Source organism: Ramlibacter tataouinensis (assembly GCF_027941915.1).
In the GTDB taxonomy this organism is placed as follows: Bacteria; Pseudomonadota; Gammaproteobacteria; order Burkholderiales; family Burkholderiaceae_C; genus Ramlibacter; species Ramlibacter tataouinensis_C.
The window spans coordinates 2,879,650-2,901,488 of sequence record NZ_CP116009.1; the positions used below are offsets into that span (position 1 = coordinate 2,879,650).

The window sequence follows — 21,839 nt, forward strand, 5'->3', positions numbered from 1 at the left end:
TGCAACTCGAAGAACACTCTCGGCGGATGAGCCGCTGGTTCAAACGAGCCTGCGCAAGCACTCATGCGGCAGCCGCCTGGCTGCCCCTCGGCTGCAGTGCGGAAGAGGAGTTTTGGCTGCTGCGCGAGTTCGTCCTCGACCTTTGCGAAAGAGCCGTGTTCAACGCGCACCGGGGCACGTACTCGAACATGCTCTCGTTTTGCGCAGCCCGTCATGTCTGTCCTGACGGGCCCAAGTGGCTGCTAGTCGGTACTGAGTGCGCAGACTTTTACTCGCCAGGGGACTGGGAGGGCCGAGTCAAGGCGGCTTGGAGACGGTGTGCACCAGGGCGTGCTGCTGCCGCGGTTCAAGGGCGCAAGGCGACAAGTACTTTCCTAGATCATATGCAGTCCCGCTGCATTCACTTGGGGAGCACCAAAACAGCACCTGACCTCGCGCTGCCGCAGGCCGGCGTCCCAATGCATGCACCTGTGCCCGGACCTGTGCGGCGGCCCCTTGTGCCAGTAGCGTTCAATACTGATCCTGTGGGTACGCCCTTCTTCGACTGCGGGACGATCCCGCGTTGGGCGGATCGGAGGGTTTGGGTCGCAGACGAGGAGCTGATCGACCGAGGTTTTGGGCTCGCGTTTTACACCTTTGCACCACCTGGCGGCGTGCTATGTGCCGAGTATCTTTTCTTCGACGTTCAAGATCGGTTCCATTGCAATGAACAGCCTTTGCGCGCATGGTCTGGTGAGATCAACTTGCGAACGGAACTCAGAAAGCTGCTGCAGCCAACGGCATTGGTTTACGGAGTGCGAGGGACGGAAGGCATGACGTTCGCGTCGCCGAACGCTCTTGGAGACGCGCTGTATCGAGAAGATGTCGAATGCATGACAGGCGGTGCGACACTCGCGGTCCTGCACTAATTAGCGACGCACCAGCTACGAGTTTGGCGGACACAGGCTCCGCCAAGCGCTTCGAAATGCGCACGCACCTGTAACGCTCGAAAAGGACCTGCAACGTTTCAGGTCCTGCAGGCGTCCCTCCTAACCCATCACAGCCACGGTGGTTGCTGACCGTGTTCACACAGCGGCAGGCGCCCTTGCGTACGTGCGAGCAGGGCGGACATGCGCAGTGGAACCAAAGCGGAACCGGCGAAGTGCTTGGGAAGCCCCATCCCTGTTAGATCTGCCAGCTTGCGACAGGCAGAGCTCAACAGTACCCTAGCCGCACCCGCGGTCGGACTTGCACTGATCGTTTATACAGTGTACGATTTTCATACCAGCATTTCAAGCCGCGAGGACTGCCATGGACGTGACTGTCGCCACCCGACGCAGGATCAGCGAGTTGCTCGAGCAGTTCTGGGACGAGCGTGCTATTCAGATCGAAACTACAGGCACGGTGGAGGACCTGATAGACGAGATCGATTCGCTGTCGGCTGTCGACGCTTTGATCCCCATCGAGGATCTTCTGAACATTGACATCGAGGCTGCAAAAGTCATCAGACGCGGTGGCTACGACAGCAAGGAGCAGTTCGTCAACGAACTGACTGCCAGTGTCGTGCGGTACGCCGAGGCGCTGTCATGAGCGGCGAACCCGATCGTCGGGAGGAGATTGCGCGCCGTCTGCGCGAGGCACGCGAGTACCTCGGACTATCTCAAGATCAAGTCGCCAGGGCCCTGAACTTGTCCAGGCCTGCCATCACCAATCTCGAGAACGGTAGCCGGGAGGTCAAGGCCCTGGAACTTGACGCGTTGTCACGCATTTACGGCAAGTCGGTTACGTACTTCCTCGAAGGTGAATCAGCGGACTTCGTGCGCGAGCAATTGGATTTCGTCGCGCGCCGGCTCAAGGGTCTGTCTGAACAGGATCTGCGCCAAGTCGCCCGTTTCGCCGACTTCCTGCGCGCATCCCCTAAGTCTTCGAAGAAGCGCTGACTGCCATGCTGCCGCGCTCCACCGTTATGGCTGTTCGCAAGCTCGCGGCGCGAGTTCTGAACGACTATCAAGTTAAGCAGTTTATCGAGGAGACAGGACGAACAAGGGTCGATCCGATCGAACTCGCCGAAAAGGCGGGCGTCTTCGTGATGCTTCAGCCGCTGCAGTCCTTGCTGGGCGCGTTCTTGCGAGAAGAGCGCGCCGGCATCATCCTGAACTCCGAGCGGCCGGCCGGTTTAATTCACATGACTTGCGCCCACGAACTGGGGCACTACTTTCTCAATCATTCGACGACGGCAGACGAGAGGGTCGACTACGGCGACGGGGGCTCGCGCCAGGAGCAAGAGGCTGAAGAATTCGCCTATGCACTCCTTACTCCCGGCTGGCTGCTTGCGAGCGTCGTCAACCGACGCGGATGGGGCAGGACCCTGAATGAACCGGCCGTGCTCTATCAGCTCTCGCTGCGCCTCGGTCTGAGCTATGAGGCCACCATCTGGTCCCTCTTGCGCAGCAAGCATCTGTCCCCCGACCAGGCACGTGCGCTCGCCAAGATCCAGCCGGCTGCGGTCAAGAGGCGGATTGCCCCGCCTGACTTCCAACCGCAGCCCGGACGCGACGTGTGGCTTTTGACGGAAGCCGACGCTGGATCGTGGATTGAGCCACGGCCAGGCGATGCAGTCTTCCTTGATTTGCCAAGCCGCATCTCCGCGGGCTTCACATGGTCGCTGGTGGGCGAGTCGGGTCAGGAGTACGCACTCAAGCCCGTCCCGGCGCGCTTGCCACCCAAGCCTGACAGCCCGCTGGACATCGTAGTTGGCGCGCCGGCGCGCATCAACTATCAAGTGGAGTTCGCCGTCGCTGCTGAAAGGCGAAGCGCTCCCCTGAAGCTCGCGCAGAAGCAACCCTGGAATCCGGCTACGCCCACGATCTGGGAACTCAGTCTTACAACAGGCCCGGAACGCATCGAGAAAGGCTTGTCGGACGGCAGCAAAGAAATGCAGATCTCGGAGGCGAGGGAATGACGGTGACAGCAATCGTGGATCTCACGGCAGGACTGCTGCCACTGCGAAATCAGGGAACCCGGCCCACGTGCATGGCCATTGCATTCTCCGAGCTACACCAGTTTGCAAAGGGATTAACCGAGCACCTCAGCGCCGAGTACCTGTATCGCGCGGCAGCGCGACGAATGCCCACTTGGGTTCCTGACGCCGAGGGGCTCTCCTTAGGTTCTGGCGTAGATGCACTCGCGAACGATGGCCAACCAATCGAAGTGGCGTGCCCATACCAGCCCCAAGAGCCGGTGGAAATGCCTCCTGCACTTCCGATCCTTGGGTCAGGCTCGGTCTACACTGCAAATTCCTCGGCTGCCTGGATGGACCTTGACGCCGTAACTGACCGCATCAAAGATGGCAAGCCAGTTGGCGTCTTGGTGCACGTCACCGACACCTTCCTGGATCCGAAGTCCGACATCGTGGCGGACTCGACTTTAGTGCCCACGAGCGGTAGCCACGCGGTTGTCGCTGCTGGCTACGGGACGCACAAGATCAGCAAAGAACCGCACGTTCTTGTGCGGAATTCCTGGGGTCCGAATTGGGGCAAGCAGGGAATGGCTTGGCTGCCTCGTGCCTACCTGCTTAAGCACGGCATTGCGTACTTCGAGGTGCAGTGATGGCCCATCTCATCTCCGAGCAGCGCATCGTTCCCACCTGGGTTGCGGCTATCAGGCTGCTACACAAGCAAGGTCCCCAGCTGCGCAACATCGTCTTGGAGATGGAGTCTCCAACACTCATTACCGACGAGGACCGGACTGTCCTTGATAGCGTTGATTCCGCCGTTCGCACACATGCCGACGTCAGCGTTAAGACCGTCGCTGCGACAATCTTCCCTCAGGCGCTTTATCGCCGCTACGGTCGACCAGGCGTGTACAAGGAGTTGCTGGACGCGCTCGACAAGGGCAAGGCTAAAGGCACGTGGGGGACGTACGCGCAGCGGATGATGCAGCGCAAAGGTCGCGAACAAAAGACCGTGAACCCTCTCGATCAGATTGTGACCAAGCTCGAGCGAGCGGCGACGACTGGCAAGCCGTACCAAGCCGTGTATGAGATGGGAGTGTACGAACCCGCAGAGGACTTGGATGAAGGCAGCGAGCCGTTTTGCGAGCTGCCGCTGTACAACGTCGCGCGCGACGGCGCAATGGTCTCGAACATGCCTTGTCTGAGCCACCTGAGCTTCAAGAAGTCGGGCTCAAACGTTGACCTGACCGCGGTGTACCGGTCTCACTACTACTGCGAACGAGCGCTAGGAAACCTTGTGGGCCTTTCTCAACTCCTGAACTTCGTCGCCAAAGAATCCAAACACGCTGTCGGTACGCTCACGTGCGTGTCCACGCATGCCGTGCTCGACATCAAGGCGTGGGGAAATCAGCGGGGCTTACAGTGCGTGCTGGAAACCTTCCCTGCCTAGAACAGCGCGCGCTGCGCTGCGCTGGAAGCGGGGCTGGTGATAGGGATTCCGTACAGCTCAGAGATGCCGCGTCGGAAGTCGGCAATCCCACCGTAGCTGGGGTGGCGCACGCAAGAGACCTTCACCCCGAACTTCTTGGCGTAGCCGGCCGCGTCCTGACCTATGGCGACGATGTGGCAAACGCCCAGCCAATCGATTAGCGCTGCGTTGAGCTGGTCGACCTGGTCCAGTTCGGCCCTCGTGAACTTGCGGTTGGTGAAGGGGTCTTGTTCTTCGTGTGGGTGGAACGGGAACACGTTCCATAGGAGAGGGGGGCGATCCAGTTGCATGAGAACGGCCCAGATCTCCGCTGCGGTGCGCTCCGTCACTTCGGGACCGTGAGTGGATCGCTGAACCACCGCGCCAGGGTAGGCGCGAGGCATCGCACTGAGGTGTCTTTCATCGGTCAGCGCCAAGCCGGTACGCCGGCCGCCGCGATAGCCGAGATCGCGGCCCATCCAGATCGTGTCCACCTCCAGCGCGAGCGCCGCTGACAGGATCGAACGCAGATTTTTGCGCCTGACCGCCGGGGCATCGCTTCGGTCGTAGACGAGGCATGTGTCGTGATAAGGGTTGAAAACGCTGGGCATCGTCAGGGAGCCAAGCTCCCGAACGAACGTTGCTGCATTCATGCTGTTGCCTCGCTTGGGGAAAGTGGCTCGTACGTCATCGTGTGGTCCTTGAGATTCGCAATGACAACGCCTCCGCGCTTGTCGTAGAGTTGTCGGAACACCTCAAACCCGTTCAGAATCGCGCGCTCCCACTGCCATAAGGGGAGATCCTTGATTTCGAACCCTTGGACCATGCTACGCACCTGACGCAGCAAGCCATAGTCCACCCGGCCGAGTTCCGTGTTTCTGTAGAGATCGTGCGGAGCGTTGTTGAAGATCCAGGTGGCAATGCCTTCTTCGATGATGATCGCCCGAGCGCCATCCTCGTTCTCGTCAAGCCGCTTGTCGCTCTTTCGCTTGAGCTTCAGCAGTGCCCGTATCACTGGTGACCACCCGAGATGCACCGCATAGGCGAGGTGGAACACGTCGTGGAAGCGGTACCCGTCGGGCCGGTGGCTGTTGTCCGTCAGCGGATCGCCGATGTTGAGACCGTGAATCTGCTGCACAACGACGCGGCGGCCGCTCACCTTCCGCTCGATGAACGTCACATGCAGCTCTGGAGGAAACTGCTCAAACGCCTCCCCACCATGCGAAGGCATCTCGTAAGTCGGAACACCGTCAGGCCAACGGTCGAACGTTTTATCCAGGTTTGACTTCGCGACTTCAGACAGCGTGAGGCCGAAACTGGCGCTTAGAATGGCCAAGTGCGCCGTGACTTTCCCGAAAAGTGTGCCGCGGTCACCGGCATCCATTGCACTCAGACGCTCGAAGTCTATGCGCATCAGCTCACCACTAAGGGCTGCAGCCTCCCGCAGGAGTGCCTCCCGCTGCCGTTCCAAGCTGCGGTGGTGCAGGCCACACAAGCTATCCAACTCGTGCCACGTGGTCTCCGTGCTGCGCTTGTGCGCTGCTTCCTGGAACCGCGCACGAAGAAAGTCGTAGGCGTGGGTGCCAAGCAACGTCGGCTCAACACCACCCACACGTGCGGCGCTCACGAGGTACCAGAGCGCGTCGCCAAGTTCTTCGGAGGCGGCCTGCTTCGTCGTGAGTACGACAGCATCGCGCTGCAGCTTCTTCAGAGCGGCGAGCAAGCCGCCCATTTCGCCGAAGAAGCCGAACGAGAGTTTCTCGTAGTGTTCATGAGGCGGGCGGCCCTGGAAACGATCCGTCTTGCGCGCTTGGTCCGCGTACTCGCGCAGGGTTTGCTTCTCGTGCGCTGCACCCTCCATCCCCGCCTCCCCTCTATGTCGCCGCGCCCGCCCGCGCAGCTTCATTTAGCTGCTGCCTGAGGCGCTTCGAGCACTCTACCACCCGGCGTTTGTCAGATTCGACAGCCCCCAACGCGAGCGCCTTCCGCCGCACGGACGCTGTGAGGTCGTAGTGCGGGTAGAGCGTCCGGTGCTGAAACCATTCACGCTTCAGACCAAGCCTTCCAGCGAAGTGGTGAAGCTCCTCCACAGACTCCGCAACCATGTGGCACCACAGCTTACCGCGGTGGCGAATGAGCGCTTGGTCAACGAGTATGGCCATGTGAAAATGTGCAGATAATATGCACATGGTAACGCGAACACGCGAAGGACTCAAGCTGCCTCCTAGGGAGCTCGGGCGCCAGCTGCGGGAGGGGCGCGAGCGGCTCGGGATGACGCTGGAGGAGCTGGCCGAAATGCTGGCCATCCATTACTCTCAGATATCCAAGATTGAGCGCGGTGAGTTCGTCTTCTCGACCGCCAAAAATGTGCAAAAACTGTGCACATTCTTGAGCGTGCCTAAGGATTCTGGGTCGGAGCTGCGGGCTTTGTGCAAGCGACTCGAGCGGGTAGTCGTTACACCCGCTCAGCGCCAGGCTGTCACTGCGCTTCTGGACGCCTTTGAGGAAGTGAACGTCGACCATGAGCCCAGTGCGCCTTAGAACGCGTCAGGCTCAATGTCGGAGCTAGAAGCCGTGATAGTGGCAAGCGCGAGTTCCCTCCGCCCAATCTTTGGCGCTGCCAGGCTACCGGTACGCTCGGTGCCGCCGGCGGATAGGCGGGCGGATCTGCGGCCAAAGAGCTCGCTTCCGCGCTCTAACTGCGGGTTGTGGCGGAGACTAAGTCCGCCAAACTGACAGCCGGATTGCGAGTCCGTCGGTCGACGTCCGCTGTCGATGGAGGGCAGTTGAGCACTGCAGAAGCCACTTCTTGGTCCGGAGCACACTTGGCGCATTCACATGCATGTGAAAGAGGTTGGGCTGAGTGGCAGCTTTCGGGGTCTGAGCTCGAACGGTCACGCCGACTGAAAGCATCTCCCCAAACTTCGGGATAGCCGTACGCGCGCGGTGACCTCCCGGTGGCTCGGTCGACCCGTAAGCAAGTGGGCCGCGCCACCGTGAACGTCAGGGTGCTTTGCACAAAGCGGCGCGCTTTAACTGCCGTATCGCTCCGCGGGCTGTCTTAAGGCCGAGAGCATTCATTCTTGCGCGATCTCAGGGACGCCTCCGGCCACGTCGAAAGACGTTGCCGGAGGGCTCGCCGCTTGGATGGAAAGGAGCCTGCTTTGCGTCAGCTCAACCGGGACGGTACTCCGCTCAACGAGACGCGCGCAGTGGCGTGTTGGATTTCAACGCGCACGCTCAACGCGGACCGCGAAACTCGATAAGTCATGGCGTCTCCTTCTTGCTGCTGGATCTCACAAGCGAAGATCTTGATGCAACCCCTGTTGACGCGCGCAAAAAGCCGGTCCTAGAATCAGCTCGAATTCAGGAACGCCGTCCCGATAATCGGAACGGATAATCGGAGCCGTACTGTGCTGATGAATCGCGCGCTTTTCGAACAAGTCTTGGTCGAGCACAAGCTCGATGGTTTCCTCGGGACGACGGCCGAATCCGTTACGTGGCTGTCGGGATACTGGGCCATGCCACAGTGGATCCGGCGCGGGCCGCAGGCGTATGCGTTCCAGCCTCGCAAGCCTGACGGCGGCTCCTTCGTCGTTACCGGCACCGGCCTGGTGGACCACGTGTCGGAGCAGGAGCTCTGCGTTTCCGATGTCCACCGCTACGGCTTCTTCGCCTACGAGGACTTCGGCGCGGCCGAGGGCCCCGAGTCCGCCCGCCTGCGTGAACTGCTGAAGGCCCCGCAGCACGAAGGGCCGGCCGAAGCGCTGGCGCAGGCGTTGAAGCAGGCGGGCCTGAAGGGCGCGCGTGTGGGCATCGAAGTGGACGGTCTGGCCGCGGGAGTGCTGGAGCGAGTGCGCGAACTGACGCCGGAAGTGGAGCTGGTCCGCTCCGACGCGATCGCCAAGAAGTTTCGCGCCATCAAGACGCCGGAAGAAATCGCGCGGCTGCGCGAATCCGGACGCATCGCTGAGCGCTCCATCCTGGCCGCCCTGGAGGGGCTGCAAGAAGGCGAGAGCGAGGTCGACCTGGCTCGGCGCTTCCACGGCCGCACCGTGGCCGACGGCGCGTTTCCCGTGCTGGGCTGCATCGGCTTCGGCGAGCGGGGGGCGCTGCCGAACGTCGACCCGTCGCCCCACCGCAAGCTGAAGAAGGGCGACACCATCCGCTTCGACGTGGGCGGCCGCTACCGGCACTACCGCGCGGACATCGCGCGCATCGCAGTGTTCGGCGAACCGAGCGCGCGTGCCGTGCAGTGCCATCGCGCCGTGCAGGCCGGCATCGAGCGCGCCTACGAGATCATCCGCCCCGGCCTGCCCGCCAGCACGCTGTTCAAGGAGGTGATGGAGGCGGTGCGCAAGTCGGGCTTGCCGCACTACCGCCGCAACCACGTCGGGCACGGCATCGGGCTCGACGGCTACGAGGTGCCGGCCCTGACCGAGAACAGCACCGACGTGCTGCAGGCCGGCATGGTGATGTGCATCGAGACGCCGTACTACGAGATCGGCTTCGGCGGCTTCCAGGTCGAGGACATGGTGACCGTCACGCAGACGGGGGTGGAGTCGTTCATGACGCTGCCTCGCGACCTGATGCGGCGCTGATGCGGATCCTCGGCGCCGACCTCGAGCCGCTGCAAGCCTACAAGCTGCTGACCGGCGTCGTCGTTCCGCGCCCGATCGCCTGGGTCACCTCGCGATCGCCCGAAGGCGTGCTGAACCTCGCGCCGTTCAGCACCTTCACCTACGTCTCCACCAAGCCGCCGATGGTCGGCTTCAACGTCGGCCGCCGCGCGGGCCACCGCAAGGACACGGCGAACAACATCCTTGCGAACGGCGAGTTCGTGGTTCACGTGGTCGACGAAACCCTGCTCGCGGCCATGCACGAGAGCTCGGAGGAGCACCCGCCCGAGGTGAGCGAAGCCGAGCTGCTCGGCCTGGAGTGGACCGCATCGGAGCGCATTTCGGTGCCAAGGCTGGTGTCGCCTCGTGTCGCGATGGAGTGCAGGCTGCACCAGGCCATCCCCTTCGGCGACACCGGCGCGGAGTTCCTGGTGGGGGAAGTGCTGGTGTTCCACGTGCAGGACCGGTTCATCGCCGACGGCAAGATCGATTCCGCCGCGCTGAACCCCGTGTGCCGGCTCGCGGGCCCCCGGTACGCGACGCTCGGTCCTGTGAAGACGCTGAGGTCGGTGGCGCAGACGCCGCAGAAGTCGATCAAGGCGCGCGAGGAGGAATCAAGATGACGACCATGCCACCCCCGATCGGTGCGGCGGTGACGCACTGCGCCTGCGCGCGCATGCCCACGGCGCACGGCGATTTCGACATGCACGTGTACGTCGATGGCGCGGGCACCGAGCACGCGGTGATGGTGCGAGGTACCGTCCAGGGGCGACAGGACGTGCCCGTGCGAGTGCATTCCGAATGCCTGACGGGAGACGTCTTCGGCTCCTGCCGCTGCGATTGCGGCGAGCAACTGCAGGCGGCGCTGGAGCTCATCGCGGAAACCGGTCGTGGTGTGGTCGTCTACATGCGCGGCCACGAGGGCCGCGGCATCGGCCTGGCAAACAAGATACGGGCGTACGCGCTGCAGCAGGGTGGCCGTGACACCGTGCAAGCCAATGAAGACCTCGGGCTTCCCGTGGACGCACGCGATTACGGCGCGGCGGCAGCGATCGTGAACGCGCTGGGCATCCGCTCGGTGGCGCTGATCACCAACAACCCCGACAAACTGCGCGCGCTCTCGGAGCGTGGCGTGCAGGTCACCCGTCGGATCGAGTCGAGCGCAAAGGTGAACAAGCACAACACCTGCTACCTGCGCACGAAGCGCGACAAGCTGCAGCACGAGCTGATCCTCGTCTGAGCCTCGCGTGAATTCTTGCCCGGCGTTGACACGCCGCCGGGTCGAAACTACAATTTCAAAAACAGGAACAGCGTGCCGATAATCGGAACAACCGAAAGGATCAAGATGATTTCCCGACGCATCCTCCTGCAGCTCTCAGCGCTCCTGTTCGCCGCCGCCGGCGGCGCCGCGCAGGCCGACTACCCCGACAAGCCCATCCGGATGATCGTGCCTTGGGCGGCGGGTGGCAGCACCGACACGACCGCGCGGGCCCTGGCCAAGGCCGCCGAGGCGCACCTCGGCCAGCCGATCGTCGTGATCAACGCACCCGGTGCGTCCACCACGATCGGGATGGCGCAGCTCTCGCGCGCGCCGGCCGACGGATACACCATCGGCACGCTGTCCTCCACCTCGTACAACTTCGCGCTGTCGGGCCAGAAGCTCTCGTACGACCCCATACAAGGCTTCAGCTACATCAGCTACTACGGTGACAACCTAATTGGCGTCGCCGTGCCGGCCAGCAGCCCGTTCAAGACACTGCGGGATCTGGTCGCGCACGCCAAGAAGCACCGGCTCACCTACGGGACCGCAGGTGCCGCGACGACCCAGCATCTGATCGGCGCCGGCCTGCAGAAGGCCACCGACGCACAGATCGACCACATTCCGATGAACGGATCGGCGGGCTCCATCAACGCACTCTTGGGCAAGCACGTGGATTTCTCGATCGAGACCTCGGTCTGGATGCCGCACCTGCAGAGCGGCGCAGTGCGTGTGCTGGCCGTCAACACGCCGGAGCGTTCCAAGCACCTACCCGGAGTGCCGACCCTGCGTGAATTGGGCTTTCCCTACCTGCGCTCGGTGCAGGGAATCATCGCGCCGCCCAATCTTCCCGAGCCCATCCGCGAGAAGCTCGAGACCGCTTTCCGCAAAGCTCTGACCGACACGGCCTTCGTGAACGTCATGGACCGCATGTCTATGGAAGTCATCGACATGTCCGGAAAGGACACCAAGGCGCTCGTCGAGCGCGAATTCCAGCGGGCGCAGCAACTCGAGCGCGAAGGCGCGCTCGGCAGCGCGCAGAAGTAGGCGCACGCGTCCGCGACCACCACGAACCAAGGAGCATCCATGAAATTCAGCGTGTGCCTGTCCACAGGCTTCGAAGGGGTGATGTACCCCATCCCGTTCGCGGGCCCGGACGATTTCATCCGCCAGGCGAAGCGTTGCGAGGAACTGGGCTACCACTCGGTCTGGGGCAACGACCACATCACCACGCAGAACTACGTGCGTGACCTGTTCCCGGGCACGCCGCCGAATTTCTACGACCCCCTGATCGTGCTGGCCGCCATCGCGGGCGCCACCAGCAAGATCAAGATCGGCACCGCCATCACGGTGCTGCCGATGCACGATCCGGTCTACTTGGCCAAGCAGGCGGTCACCCTCGACCAGATGAGCGGCGGGCGCTTCATCATGGCGGTGGGCCTGGGTGCCTACCGCGAGGAGTTCGAGGCCTGGGCGGGCAACCGTTTCCAGAACCCGCGCCGCGGAGACATGATGGACGAGGGCTTGGAGGCGATGCACCGCCTCTTCAACGAGGCCAGGGCGAGCTTCGACGGCAAGTACTACAGCTACAAGGACGTCGAGATGTTCCCGAAGAGCATCGCGCAGCCCTTTCCGATCTACATCGGCGGCCACAACACGGAGGCGATGGAGCGCGCCGTGAAGTACGGCCAGGGCTGGCTGCCGGGCTGGCAGCCGCTGCACGTCATGGAGGACCGCATCGCCACCCTGAAGCGCCGCGCCGCCGAGGCGGGTCGGGCGCCCGGGTCCATCGAGATCGCGCCGCAGCTGTCCTGCACGATCGACAAGACCATGGAGCTTGCCGAAAAGCGCTACATGGAAAGCGGGCTGGTCGCTCATCGCGTGTCGCTGGCCTACACCGGCCGTGACCTGAGCCACCAAGTGACCGCCAACCTGGTGGGTTCGCCCGAGGTGATCCTCGAGAAGATCGAGAAGCTGCGCTCCATCGGCGTGGAACATGTCAGCGCGCTGATGTTCCCCGCCAACTCGGTGGCCGAACTCGACGAGCAGATCGAGTGGTTCGCCCGGGAAGTCATGGCCAAGGTGCCGCAGGACTGATCGTCTTATTTCGGAGCACGGGAATGAACCAGGCGGAATCCGAGCGAGAGCTCCTGCGCGAACCGGTCGCCGAACTCGCGCGCCGGTCGGGCGCCATCGCGCGGCTGGCATGGGGCGACACCATCACGTATTCGCCCAAGGTCTTCGTCCCGCTCACCAAGTTGTGCCGGGACCTGTGCGGCTACTGCACCTTCTCGCGCGACCATTCGGTGGCGCGCGAGAAGCCCTACATGGACCTGGACGAGGTGCTTGCGGTGGCCCGTGACGGCGAGGCCGCCGGCTGCCACGAGGCCCTGTTCACGCTCGGTGACAAGCCCGAGCTGCGCTATCCCCGCGCCCAGGAGTGGCTGCGCTCGCGCGGCTATGCCACCACGGTCGAATACCTGGCGCGCGCCTGCGGCGAAGTCGCCGGCAAGACCGCGCTGCTGCCGCACGTGAACGCCGGCGTGCTCAGCCGTGAGGAGCTCGCGGCGCTGCGCGAGGTCAGCGTGTCCATGGGCCTCATGCTGGAGGTGAACTCGCCGCGGTTCATGCAGAAGGGCATGCCGCACTACCGCAGTCCCGACAAGGACCCGCAGGTGCGCATGCGCATGCTGCGCGAAGCCGGCGAGCTGCGCATCCCCATCACGACCGGCCTGCTGATCGGCATCGGCGAGACGCGCGAGGAGCGCCTGCAGACCCTGCGCGACATCCGCGACCTCCACGAGGAGTTCGGCCACATCCAGGAAGTGATCGTCCAGAACTTCTGTCCGAAGGCGGGCACGCCGATGCTGGACACCGCGCCGGCCCCGCTCGAGGAGCAGTTGTGGACGATCGCCGCGGCGCGCCACGTCCTGCAGCCGGAAGTCTCGATCCAGTCGCCGCCCAACCTGCGGCCCGGCGAGGTGCGGGAGCTGCTCGAAGCCGGCATCAACGACCTGGGCGGCATTTCGCCCGTGACGGCGGACCACGTCAACCCCGAGGCCGCCTGGCCGCAGATTGAAATGTTGCGCGGGCAGCTCGACGCCGCCGGTTTCGTGCTCGCGGCCCGGCTGCCGCTCTACCCCGCGTACGTGCGCGGGCGGAGCGGCTGGGTGAACCCCGCGCACCATCGGAAGCTGCTGATGCCGTCCGACACCTTCGGCCTGGCGCGCGAGGACCGCTGGTTCGCGGGCGGTTCGAAGGTTGCGCCGCCGGCCGTCCCGACTTGCGCGCCTGCCGTGCACACGCCCACCGAGATCGGCGTCATCGTCTCCTCGGCGCAGGACGGACAGCGGCTGAGCGAGCACCAGATCGCCACCCTGTTCCAGGCGCGCGGCAACGACTATGCGAGGGTGGTGCATTCCGCCGACCAGATGCGCAGGGAGCATGCGGGGGACGTGGTGCGACACGTCATCAACCGCAACATCAACTACACCAACATCTGCGCCTACCGCTGCAGCTTCTGTGCGTTCTCCAAGCGCACCGGCGGCAACAAGCCGACGGAGACCCCCTACGACCTGGACGTTGCCGAGGTCGTGCAGCGCGCCCGCGAAGCCGTGGCCCAGGGGGCGACGGAAGTCTGCATGCAGGGCGGCATCCATCCCTCGTACGACGGCAACACCTACCTCGGCCTGCTGTCGGCCCTGAAGGCCGCGCTGCCGGACCTGCACGTGCACGCGTTCTCCCCGCTGGAGGTGCTGCACGGCGCCACCACGCTCGGCCTTAGTACCGCGGAGTTCCTGCAGGAGCTCAAGCGGCAGGGACTGGGCTCGCTGCCCGGCACGGCCGCCGAGATCCTGTCGGACGACGTCCGGGACATCATCTGCCCCGACAAGGTGACGACCGCCCAGTGGCTGCGCATCGTCGGCGAGGCGCACCAGGTGGGCCTGCCGACCACGTCGACCATCATGTTCGGTCACGTCGAGGAGTACGGGCACTGGGCCCGGCACATCCTGTCGTTGCGCGGGTTGCAAGAACGCACCGGCGGCATCACCGAGTTCGTGCCGTTGCCGTTCGTGCACGTCAACAGCCCGGTCTACAAGCGCGGGCAGTCGCGCCGAGGCCCCACCTGGCGCGAGACGGTGCTGATGTATGCAGTGTCGCGGCTCGCGCTCAGCCCGCTGATCCCGAACATCCAGACCTCGTGGGTGAAGCTGGGCCCGTTGGGTGCCCAGCGCACGCTGCAGGCCGGCGCCAACGATTTCGGCGGCGTGCTCATGAACGAGAGCATTTCGCGAGCAGCGGGCGCCGAGTGGGGACAGGGCGTGACCGCCTCCCAGATCCAGGCGCTGCTGCAGGAGATCGGCCGCACGTCCGAGCAGCGCACGACGCTGTACCAGCCGGTCGAGCAAACGCCGGCTCCGGCCAGACGACTGGCGCGAATCCCGGTCGTCATTGAAGGGGCGCAGGCCGCCGGCTGCCCCGCCACGCATTGAAAAGGAATCCCATGACAGAAACGCAACGCACGCTGGCCGTCCTCGGCGGCACGGGCCACGAGGGCAGCGGCATCGCTTATCGGGCCGCGCTGGCGGGCTGGAAGGTGACGATCGGTTCGCGCGACGCCGCCAAGGCAGCAGCCAAGGCCGAGGAGCTCAATGCGCTCGCAGGCTCCCGCAACATCACGGGTGCGGGCCTGCTGGAAGCGGCGCGAGCTGCCGGTACGGTGGTTCTGGCGGTTCCCTACGCCGCGCAGGTCTCCACCGCCGAGCAGGTCCGTCCCGCGCTGGAGGACAAGGTGCTGATCGACGTGACGGTCCCGCTGAAGCCGCCGAAGGTGTCGCTGGTGCAGCTGCCGCCGGAGGGTTCATGCACCAAGGCGCTGCAGGAAAAGCTGGGGAGCGCCGTGCGCGTGGTGTCCGCCTTCCAGAACGTGTCGGCGCACGCGCTCATGGACCGCAGCAAGCCGGTGGAATGCGACGTGCTGGTCTGCGCGGATGACCCGGAGGCCAAGGCGACCACGATCGCGCTCGTGCAGCAGATGGGCCTAATTGCCATCGATGCCGGCCCGCTGGCGAACTCCGTCGTGGCCGAGGCGCTCACCTCCGTGCTGATCCACCTGAACAAGACGTACAAGGTGCCTGCTTCAGGCATCCGCATCACCGGCCTGAAGTAAGCGACCATGCGCCACGTCCAGCTCTTCGGCCTCGCCAGCCCCCGCGAAATCCGGCCCGGGGACGATCTCGTTCGCTGGGCGAGTGAGCTCGCCGTCGCCGAGGGCGTGCGGCCAGGGCCAGGGGACGTGCTGGTGTTCGCGCAGAAGGTCGTCTCCAAGAGCGAGGGGCGCATCGTCCGGCTGGCCGGCATCGAACCCTCTGCTGAAGCGCTGGACTTGGCGCGGCTCACGGGCAAGGACGCGCGCGTCGTCGAGCTGATCCTGTCGGAGTCGACCGCCGTTGTGCGGGCCACGCCGTACGTGCTGATCGTGCGGCACCGAACGGGCGTGGTGCTCGCCAACGCTGGCATCGACCGTTCGAATGTGCTGCAGGAAGGCGAGGGCGAGTCCGTGCTGCTCTGGCCGCTGGACCCTGATGCCTCCGCGATGCGGTTACACCGTCAGGCGTGCGAGCACTTCGGCGCGCATGTACCGGTGGTCGTCAACGACAGCCTGGGCCGTGCCTGGCGCCGCGGCACCGTCGGAACGGTGATCGGCGCCGCGGGCCTAGCCTGCCTGCACGACCTGCGCGGCTGCGAGGACCGCCATGGCTTCCGGCTTCAAACGACCGAGGTCGGAGCGGCCGACGAGATCGCGGCGGCGGCGTCGATGGTGATGGGTCAGGCCAGTGAAGGCATCGCGGTGGTGCTGGTGCGGGGCGCGGCCGTCACGGGCCAGGGTTGCGCCGCGGACCTGATCCGGCCTCAGCGCGAGGATCTGTTCCCGTGATCCACGCGTTCTCCGGCGGTGTCGGCGGCGCCAAGCTCGCCCGCGGCCTCGCCGACGTGGTTCCACCGCAAGACCTGACGCTAGTTGTCAATACCGGTGACGACTTCGATTACCTCGGGCTGCGCATCATGCCGGACTTCGACAGCGTGGTGTATGCGGTGTCCGGGCTCAACGACGAGGAGCGCGGCTGGGGTCGCTCGGGCGAGACCTGGCGGTGCAAGGAGACGCTCGGCAAGCTCGGCGTGGACACCTGGTTCAGCCTCGGGGATAAGGACCTCGCCTTGCACCTGCTGCGCCGCTCGTTGTTGGACGGCGGCGCGACGGTCACCGATGCCGCCACCGAGATCGCGCAGGGGCTGGGCATCACCTGCCGCGTGGTGCCCATGACCAACCATCCTGTGAGAACGATGGTCGTCACCGACGAGGGGGAACTCTCGTTCCAGGATTACTTCGTGCGGCGGCGGTGCGAGCCGCGCGTCCGGGCGTTCCGGTTCGCCGGTGCGAACCGTGGTACGCCTTCGCCGGCCTGGTTCCAATCACTCGCGTCGGGTGCGTCGAGCGGGCTGGTGCTGTGCCCTTCAAATCCTTTCGTAAGCATTGATCCCATCCTGAGCCTGCCGGCCGTTCGCGGCTTGCTGATGCGACGCGAGTTCCCAGTCGTCGCCGTGAGTCCGCTGGTAGGCGGCGCGGCGGTGAAGGGACCGCTGGCCAAGATGCTCCGCGAGCTCGGGCTCGATTGCGACCCGCTCGCCATCGCCGCGCATTACGCCGACTTCCTCGATGGGATCGTGATCGATCAGCGCGACGCGGCGTACGAGGCCGAACTGCGCCGCCGCGGTCTTCGGATTGCGGTGTGCGACACAATGATGGCCGACCGGGATGTCAGTCGCCGGCTCGCGCGCGTGAGTCTGGACCTGTTGACGGAATGCGGAGCCCGACGTGCCGCCTGACGTAGTGGTGATCCCCGCAAAGGGTATCGCGACGGGTAAGTCGCGCCTCGCCCACTGCCTTCGACCAGGCATGCGCGAACGGCTCAACCTGTTTCAGCTCATGTCCACCATCCGTGCCGCGGCCGATGCATTCGGTCCGGAGCGCACCTACGTGGTTTCGCCCTGCGCCGAAGTGGGAGCCGTCGTGCGCTCCGAGGGGGTCCGTTTCATTCGCGAAAGCGTCCCCCCGGGCCTCAACGATGCGCTGGAGCAGGCTAGGACCGAACTGGCCACGCGCGCGCTCACGATGACGGTGCTGCCCGTGGACTTGCCCGGCGTGAGCGCCGAAGCGCTGCGCGACCTTTTCCTGCATTGCGCTCCCGACGAAGCGCTGATCGTGCCCGACCGGGCGACGGACGGCACCAACGTTCTGCGGCTGCCGATGGCCTGCCCCATCCAGTTCAGCTATGGGCCGCGCAGCTTTGCGACGCACGTGCGTTTGCTCGCGATGGCGGGCTTTCCCCCTCGGGTGATCCGTGGCACCTGCCTGCGCGATGACCTGGACGACATCCGCCACCTACGGATGCACAGCCGCTACAGCGAACTGATCGCGGCGGACGAAAACCACAAGAACAGCTGCGAAAGGAGTCGGACTTGATCATCGGCGTACCCGCTGAAACACTGGAGCTGGAAACCCGCGTCGCCGTCACGCCCGAGACGGCCAAGAAACTCGTCGCCCAGGGCCACGCCGTGCGCGTGGCATCCGCTGCCGGTCTGGCCGCCAGCGCCACCGACGAGGCCTACCGCGCCGCCGGCGCCGAAATCACCGACCAGGCCGGCGCGCTGGGCTGCGATCTCGTGCTCAAGGTGCGCGCGCCGCTGGAGGCCGAACTGGCCTCCATGCGTGCGGGCACGACCCTGGTGGGCATGCTCAACCCCTTCGACCCCGCCGGCCTGCAGCGGCTGGCCCAGGCCGGGCTCACGGCCTTCGCGCTCGAAGCCGCGCCGCGTACCACGCGCGCGCAGAGCATGGACGTGCTGTCCTCGCAGGCCAACATCGCCGGCTACAAGGCCGTGATGATCGCGGCCGACCGCTACCAGCGCTTCTTCCCCATGCTGATGACTGCCGCCGGCACGGTGAAGGCGGCGCGGGTGGTCATCCTGGGCGTCGGCGTGGCCGGGCTGCAGGCCATCGCCACCGCCAAGCGGCTGGGCGCGGTGATCGAGGCGTCGGACGTGCGTCCGTCGGTCAAGGAGCAGGTCGAGTCGCTCGGCGCCAGGTTCATCGACGTGCCCTACGAGACCGCCGAGGAAAAGGAAGCGGCCGAAGGCGTGGGCGGCTATGCCCGGCCCATGCCGCAGAGCTGGCTGGAGCGGCAGAAGGCGGAAGTCGCCAAGCGGGTGGCCCAGGCCGACGTGGTGATCACCACCGCCCTGATCCCGGGCCGCGCGGCCCCGGTGCTGGTGACCGAGGAGATGGTCCAGTCGATGAAGCCGGGCTCGGTCATCGTCGACCTGGCGGCGCCGCAGGGCGGCAACTGCCCGCTCACCGAGCCGGGCCGCACGGTGGTCAAGCACGGCGTCACCCTGGTCGGCGAGACCAACCTGCCGGCGCTGGTGGCGGCCGACGCCTCGTCCCTGTATGCACGCAACGTGCTGGACTTCCTCAAGCTGATCGTGAACAAGGAAGGCCAGCTCAACATCGACCTGGAAGACGACATCGTCGCGGCCTGCCTCATGGCCAAGGACGGCGAAGTGAAGCGGAAGACCTGATCATGGAAGTCAGCCACACCATCACCAACCTCATCATCTTCGTGCTGGCGATCTATGTCGGCTACCACGTGGTCTGGACGGTCACGCCGGCGCTTCACACACCGCTGATGGCCGTGACCAATGCGATCTCCGCAATCGTGGTGGTCGGCGCGATGCTGGCCGCGGCGCAGACCGAGACCTGGGCCGGCCGCGCCATGGGCATCCTGGCCGTCGCGCTGGCGGCGGTGAACATCTTCGGCGGCTTCCTGGTCACCCGGCGGATGCTGGAGATGTTCAGGAAGAAGGATCGCAGGGCGGAGGCCGGCAAATGAGCATGAACGTCGTCACGCTGCTGTACCTGGCGGCCTCGGTCTGCTTCATCCAGGCGCTCAAGGGCCTGTCGCACCCGACCACCTCGATCCGCGGCAATGTCTTCGGCATGGCCGGCATGGCGATCGCCGTGCTGACCACCGCCGCGCTGATCGTCGAGCTCTCCGGCAGCGCCGGCCGCGGCCTGGTCTGGGTCCTGCTCGGGCTGGTGGCCGGCGGCGCGTACGGCGCCTGGCGGGCCCGCACGGTCGAGATGACCAAGATGCCGGAGCTGGTCGCCTTCTTCCACAGCATGATCGGCCTGGCGGCGGTGTTCATCGCCGTCGCCGCGGTGCTGGAGCCCTCGGCGCTGCTGAACGGCCTGCCCAAGGGCGAGCCGATCCCGACCGGCAACCGGCTCGAGCTGTTCCTGGGCGCCGCCATCGGTGCCATCACCTTCAGCGGCTCGGTGATCGCCTTCGGCAAGCTGTCGGGGACCTACAAGTTCCGGCTGTTCCAGGGCGCGCCGGTGGTGTTCGCCGGCCAGCACCTGCTGAACCTGGTGCTGGCCCTCGTCACGATCGGCCTAGGGCTGGTGTTCACCTTCACCGGCAGCTGGACGGCGTTCTTCGCCATGCTGGCGCTGTCGTTCGTGCTGGGCGTGCTGATCATCATTCCGATTGGCGGCGCTGACATGCCGGTGGTGGTGTCGATGCTCAACTCGTATTCGGGCTGGGCGGCCGCGGGCATCGGCTTCTCGCTGAACAACAGCATGCTGATCATCGCCGGCTCGCTGGTGGGCAGCTCGGGCGCGATCCTGAGCTACATCATGTGCAAGGCGATGAACCGCTCGTTCTTCAACGTGATCCTGGGCGGCTTCGGCGGCGAGGCCGGCCCGCCGGCGGCCGGCGCGGCGGTGCAGCGCACGGTCAAGAGCGGCAGCGCCGACGACGCCGCCTTCGTGCTGTCCAACGCCGAGACGGTGGTGATCGTGCCCGGCTACGGACTGGCGGTGGCGCGCGCGCAGCACGCGGTCAAGGAGCTGGCGGAGAAACTGATCGAGCACGGGGTCACCGTCAAGTACGCCATCCACCCGGTGGCCGGGCGCATGCCGGGCCACATGAACGTGCTGCTGGCCGAGGCCGAGGTGCCCTACGACCAGGTGTTCGAGATGGAGGACATCAACGGCGAGTTCGGCCAGGCCGACGTGGCCATCGTGCTGGGCGCCAACGACGTGGTGAACCCGGCCGCGCTGCAAAAGGGCAGTCCGATCTACGGCATGCCGATCCTGGAGGCCTACAAGGCCAAGACCGTGATCGTCAACAAGCGCTCGATGGCGGCGGGCTACGCCGGCCTGGACAACGAGTTGTTCTACATGGACAAGACCATGATGGTGTTCGGCGACGCCAAGAAGGTCGTCGAGGAGATGGGAAAGGCCGTGGCGTAAGCGCAATGGACAAGAAACGAAACCTCTCACCGGGCGGCTTCAACAGCCTGGTTCCCGGCGTGTGGCGCGCCTCCACCGTCGTCTTCGACGACATGGCCAGGTTCGCGCGCCGCAAGGAAAACCTGTACGACGGCTACACCTACGGGACGACCGGCACGCCCACCAGCCGCGAGCTCGAGGCGCGCATCGCGGCGCTGGAAGGCGGGAACCACTGCGTGGTGGTCCCGTCGGGGCAGGCCGCCCTGTGCCTCGTGCTGCTGGCCCTCGTCCGCGCGGGCGACCACGTGCTGGTTCCGGAGAGCGCCTATGGCCCGCTCAAGACATTCGTCCGCGAATGGATGCAGGGCTATGGCGTCGAGTTCAGCTTCTACCCGCCCAGCGCCGGCTCGGAAATTGCCTCGCGCATTACGCCGACGACGCGCGTCGTCATGATGGAGTCGCCGGGCTCCGTGACCATGGAAATCCAGGACGTTCCGGCAATCGCCGCAGCCGCGCGTGCCGCCGGAGCGATCTCGGTCGTGGACAACACCTGGGCGACGCCGCTGGGCTTCCAGCCGCTCGCGCATGGCGTCGACGTCTGCGTGGAAGCGGCCTCCAAGCAGTTCGGCGGCCATTCCGACGTGCTGCTCGGCGCCATCACCACCAACGACCGCGGGCTGTACGAGAAGCTGCGCCGCGCGCAGAGCGTAATCGGCCTGCCCGTCAGTCCGGACGACTGCTTCCTGGTGTTGCGCGGGCTGGAGACGCTGAAGGTCCGCGTGCACGCGCAGGGGCGCGCGGCGGAACAGATCGCCACCTGGGTTGCGCGGCAGCCCGAAGTGGCCGAGATGTTCTACCCGCCATTGCCGCAGGCACGTGGCCACGCGCTCTGGAAGCGCGATTTCAGCGCCTGCGGCTGCGTCATGTCGTTCGCGGTCGCGCCTGGCGTGGACGAGCAGGCGATGGGCGCCTTCTTCAATGCACTGCAGATCTTCTCGATCGGCGCGAGCTGGGGCAGTGTCCACAGCCTCGCCGGCTACTACCCGGCCGCGGAGCAGGCCGCGCGCGCGAACCCCGTTACGCGCTCGGCAGTAGTGCGCCTGTCGATTGGCCTGGAAGACCCCGAGGCGCTGATCGCCGACCTCGACTCGGCGTTCCGCGTCTGCCGGGCCGCCCTGCGCTGAACCCGCGAACTTTCTCCCTCAAAC

General features: G+C 65.3%; 24 protein-coding genes. 21 read left to right on the forward strand and 3 right to left on the reverse strand.

What is annotated here, in order from left to right:
* Window positions 1-524 precede the first annotated feature (524 nt).
* The 6 genes from PE066_RS13710 to PE066_RS13735 all read left to right on the forward strand — a co-directional run bounded on the left by PE066_RS13710 (window position 525) and on the right by PE066_RS13735 (window position 4,382).
* On the forward strand, window positions 525-908 hold the full coding sequence (locus tag PE066_RS13710) for a hypothetical protein (protein ID WP_271233091.1): 384 nt from the start codon (window positions 525-527) through the stop codon (window positions 906-908).
* Between the two features lie 382 nt (window positions 909-1,290).
* Complete coding sequence (locus tag PE066_RS13715; RefSeq protein WP_271233092.1) at window positions 1,291-1,569, forward strand: hypothetical protein; 279 nt, start codon at window positions 1,291-1,293, stop codon at window positions 1,567-1,569.
* Complete coding sequence (locus PE066_RS13720) at window positions 1,566-1,919, forward strand: helix-turn-helix domain-containing protein (RefSeq protein ID WP_271233093.1); 354 nt, start codon at window positions 1,566-1,568, stop codon at window positions 1,917-1,919. Before PE066_RS13715 ends, PE066_RS13720 begins: the two co-directional genes overlap by 4 nt.
* 5 nt (window positions 1,920-1,924) lie before the next feature.
* Window positions 1,925-2,941 (forward strand): ImmA/IrrE family metallo-endopeptidase, encoded by a 1,017-nt coding sequence (locus PE066_RS13725; RefSeq protein ID WP_271233094.1) that lies wholly within the window; start codon window positions 1,925-1,927, stop codon window positions 2,939-2,941.
* A gap of 2 nt (window positions 2,942-2,943) precedes the next feature.
* Window positions 2,944-3,588, forward strand: a complete 645-nt coding sequence (locus tag PE066_RS13730; protein ID WP_271233095.1) for a C1 family peptidase — start codon at window positions 2,944-2,946, stop codon at window positions 3,586-3,588.
* Entirely contained in the window at window positions 3,588-4,382 is a 795-nt protein-coding gene (locus PE066_RS13735; RefSeq protein WP_271233096.1) for a hypothetical protein, read from the forward strand. Before PE066_RS13730 ends, PE066_RS13735 begins: the two co-directional genes overlap by 1 nt.
* Here PE066_RS13735 and PE066_RS13740 read toward each other — a convergent pair.
* From PE066_RS13740 to PE066_RS21380, 3 genes are read right to left on the reverse strand one after another with little or no spacing between them, the layout of a single operon-like run.
* Window positions 4,379-5,053 carry a uracil-DNA glycosylase gene (locus tag PE066_RS13740; RefSeq protein WP_271233097.1) on the reverse strand — a complete coding sequence of 225 codons (675 nt, stop codon included), beginning with the start codon at window positions 5,051-5,053 and terminating at the stop codon, window positions 4,379-4,381. The two genes, PE066_RS13735 and PE066_RS13740, sit on opposite strands and share 4 nt — an antisense overlap.
* Window positions 5,050-6,306 (reverse strand): nucleoside triphosphate pyrophosphohydrolase family protein, encoded by a 1,257-nt coding sequence (locus PE066_RS13745; protein ID WP_271233098.1) that lies wholly within the window; start codon window positions 6,304-6,306, stop codon window positions 5,050-5,052. Before PE066_RS13745 ends, PE066_RS13740 begins: the two co-directional genes overlap by 4 nt.
* Entirely contained in the window at window positions 6,275-6,706 is a 432-nt protein-coding gene (locus PE066_RS21380) for a DUF4031 domain-containing protein (protein WP_336298425.1), read from the reverse strand. The genes PE066_RS13745 and PE066_RS21380 overlap by 32 nt, the downstream gene beginning before the upstream one ends.
* On the opposite strand from PE066_RS21380, the gene PE066_RS13755 reads away from it, so the two are divergent.
* From PE066_RS13755 to PE066_RS13825, 15 genes are all read left to right on the forward strand, one after another.
* Window positions 6,672-6,941, forward strand: a complete 270-nt coding sequence (locus tag PE066_RS13755) for a helix-turn-helix domain-containing protein (RefSeq protein ID WP_271233099.1) — start codon at window positions 6,672-6,674, stop codon at window positions 6,939-6,941. The two genes, PE066_RS21380 and PE066_RS13755, sit on opposite strands and share 35 nt — an antisense overlap.
* A gap of 878 nt (window positions 6,942-7,819) precedes the next feature.
* Window positions 7,820-9,001 carry a M24 family metallopeptidase gene (locus tag PE066_RS13760; protein WP_271236578.1) on the forward strand — a complete coding sequence of 394 codons (1,182 nt, stop codon included), beginning with the start codon at window positions 7,820-7,822 and terminating at the stop codon, window positions 8,999-9,001.
* A complete protein-coding gene (locus PE066_RS13765) occupies window positions 9,001-9,642 on the forward strand; it encodes a flavin reductase family protein (RefSeq protein WP_271233100.1) in 642 nt (213 codons plus the stop codon). Before PE066_RS13760 ends, PE066_RS13765 begins: the two co-directional genes overlap by 1 nt.
* Window positions 9,639-10,259: a GTP cyclohydrolase II gene (ribA, locus tag PE066_RS13770; protein ID WP_271233101.1), complete on the forward strand. Its 621-nt coding sequence runs from the start codon at window positions 9,639-9,641 to the stop codon at window positions 10,257-10,259. Before PE066_RS13765 ends, ribA begins: the two co-directional genes overlap by 4 nt.
* Before the next feature lie 105 nt (window positions 10,260-10,364).
* Window positions 10,365-11,324 carry a tripartite tricarboxylate transporter substrate binding protein gene (locus PE066_RS13775; RefSeq protein WP_271233102.1) on the forward strand — a complete coding sequence of 320 codons (960 nt, stop codon included), beginning with the start codon at window positions 10,365-10,367 and terminating at the stop codon, window positions 11,322-11,324.
* A gap of 39 nt (window positions 11,325-11,363) precedes the next feature.
* Window positions 11,364-12,374 (forward strand): LLM class flavin-dependent oxidoreductase, encoded by a 1,011-nt coding sequence (locus PE066_RS13780; protein WP_271233103.1) that lies wholly within the window; start codon window positions 11,364-11,366, stop codon window positions 12,372-12,374.
* 23 nt (window positions 12,375-12,397) lie between these two features.
* Window positions 12,398-14,770: a 5-amino-6-(D-ribitylamino)uracil--L-tyrosine 4-hydroxyphenyl transferase CofH gene (gene cofH, locus PE066_RS13785; protein WP_271233104.1), complete on the forward strand. Its 2,373-nt coding sequence runs from the start codon at window positions 12,398-12,400 to the stop codon at window positions 14,768-14,770.
* 11 nt (window positions 14,771-14,781) lie between these two features.
* Window positions 14,782-15,447, forward strand: coding sequence for an NADPH-dependent F420 reductase (gene npdG / locus PE066_RS13790; RefSeq protein WP_271233105.1), 666 nt, complete (start codon window positions 14,782-14,784; stop codon window positions 15,445-15,447).
* Window positions 15,448-15,453: 6 nt separating this feature from the next.
* Complete coding sequence (gene cofE / locus PE066_RS13795) at window positions 15,454-16,215, forward strand: coenzyme F420-0:L-glutamate ligase (protein ID WP_271233106.1); 762 nt, start codon at window positions 15,454-15,456, stop codon at window positions 16,213-16,215.
* Window positions 16,212-17,165: a 2-phospho-L-lactate transferase gene (gene cofD, locus PE066_RS13800; RefSeq protein WP_271233107.1), complete on the forward strand. Its 954-nt coding sequence runs from the start codon at window positions 16,212-16,214 to the stop codon at window positions 17,163-17,165. Before cofE ends, cofD begins: the two co-directional genes overlap by 4 nt.
* Window positions 17,166-17,172: 7 nt before the next feature.
* Window positions 17,173-17,802 carry an NTP transferase domain-containing protein gene (locus PE066_RS13805; protein WP_271236579.1) on the forward strand — a complete coding sequence of 210 codons (630 nt, stop codon included), beginning with the start codon at window positions 17,173-17,175 and terminating at the stop codon, window positions 17,800-17,802.
* Complete coding sequence (locus PE066_RS13810) at window positions 17,799-18,917, forward strand: Re/Si-specific NAD(P)(+) transhydrogenase subunit alpha (RefSeq protein WP_271233108.1); 1,119 nt, start codon at window positions 17,799-17,801, stop codon at window positions 18,915-18,917. Before PE066_RS13805 ends, PE066_RS13810 begins: the two co-directional genes overlap by 4 nt.
* A complete protein-coding gene (locus tag PE066_RS13815) occupies window positions 18,917-19,228 on the forward strand; it encodes an NAD(P) transhydrogenase subunit alpha (protein WP_440480603.1) in 312 nt (103 codons plus the stop codon). The genes PE066_RS13810 and PE066_RS13815 overlap by 1 nt, the downstream gene beginning before the upstream one ends.
* Window positions 19,225-20,652 carry an NAD(P)(+) transhydrogenase (Re/Si-specific) subunit beta gene (locus PE066_RS13820; RefSeq protein WP_271233110.1) on the forward strand — a complete coding sequence of 476 codons (1,428 nt, stop codon included), beginning with the start codon at window positions 19,225-19,227 and terminating at the stop codon, window positions 20,650-20,652. The genes PE066_RS13815 and PE066_RS13820 overlap by 4 nt, the downstream gene beginning before the upstream one ends.
* 59 nt (window positions 20,653-20,711) lie before the next feature.
* Complete coding sequence (locus PE066_RS13825; protein WP_271233111.1) at window positions 20,712-21,815, forward strand: trans-sulfuration enzyme family protein; 1,104 nt, start codon at window positions 20,712-20,714, stop codon at window positions 21,813-21,815.
* Window positions 21,816-21,839: the final 24 nt, after the last annotated feature.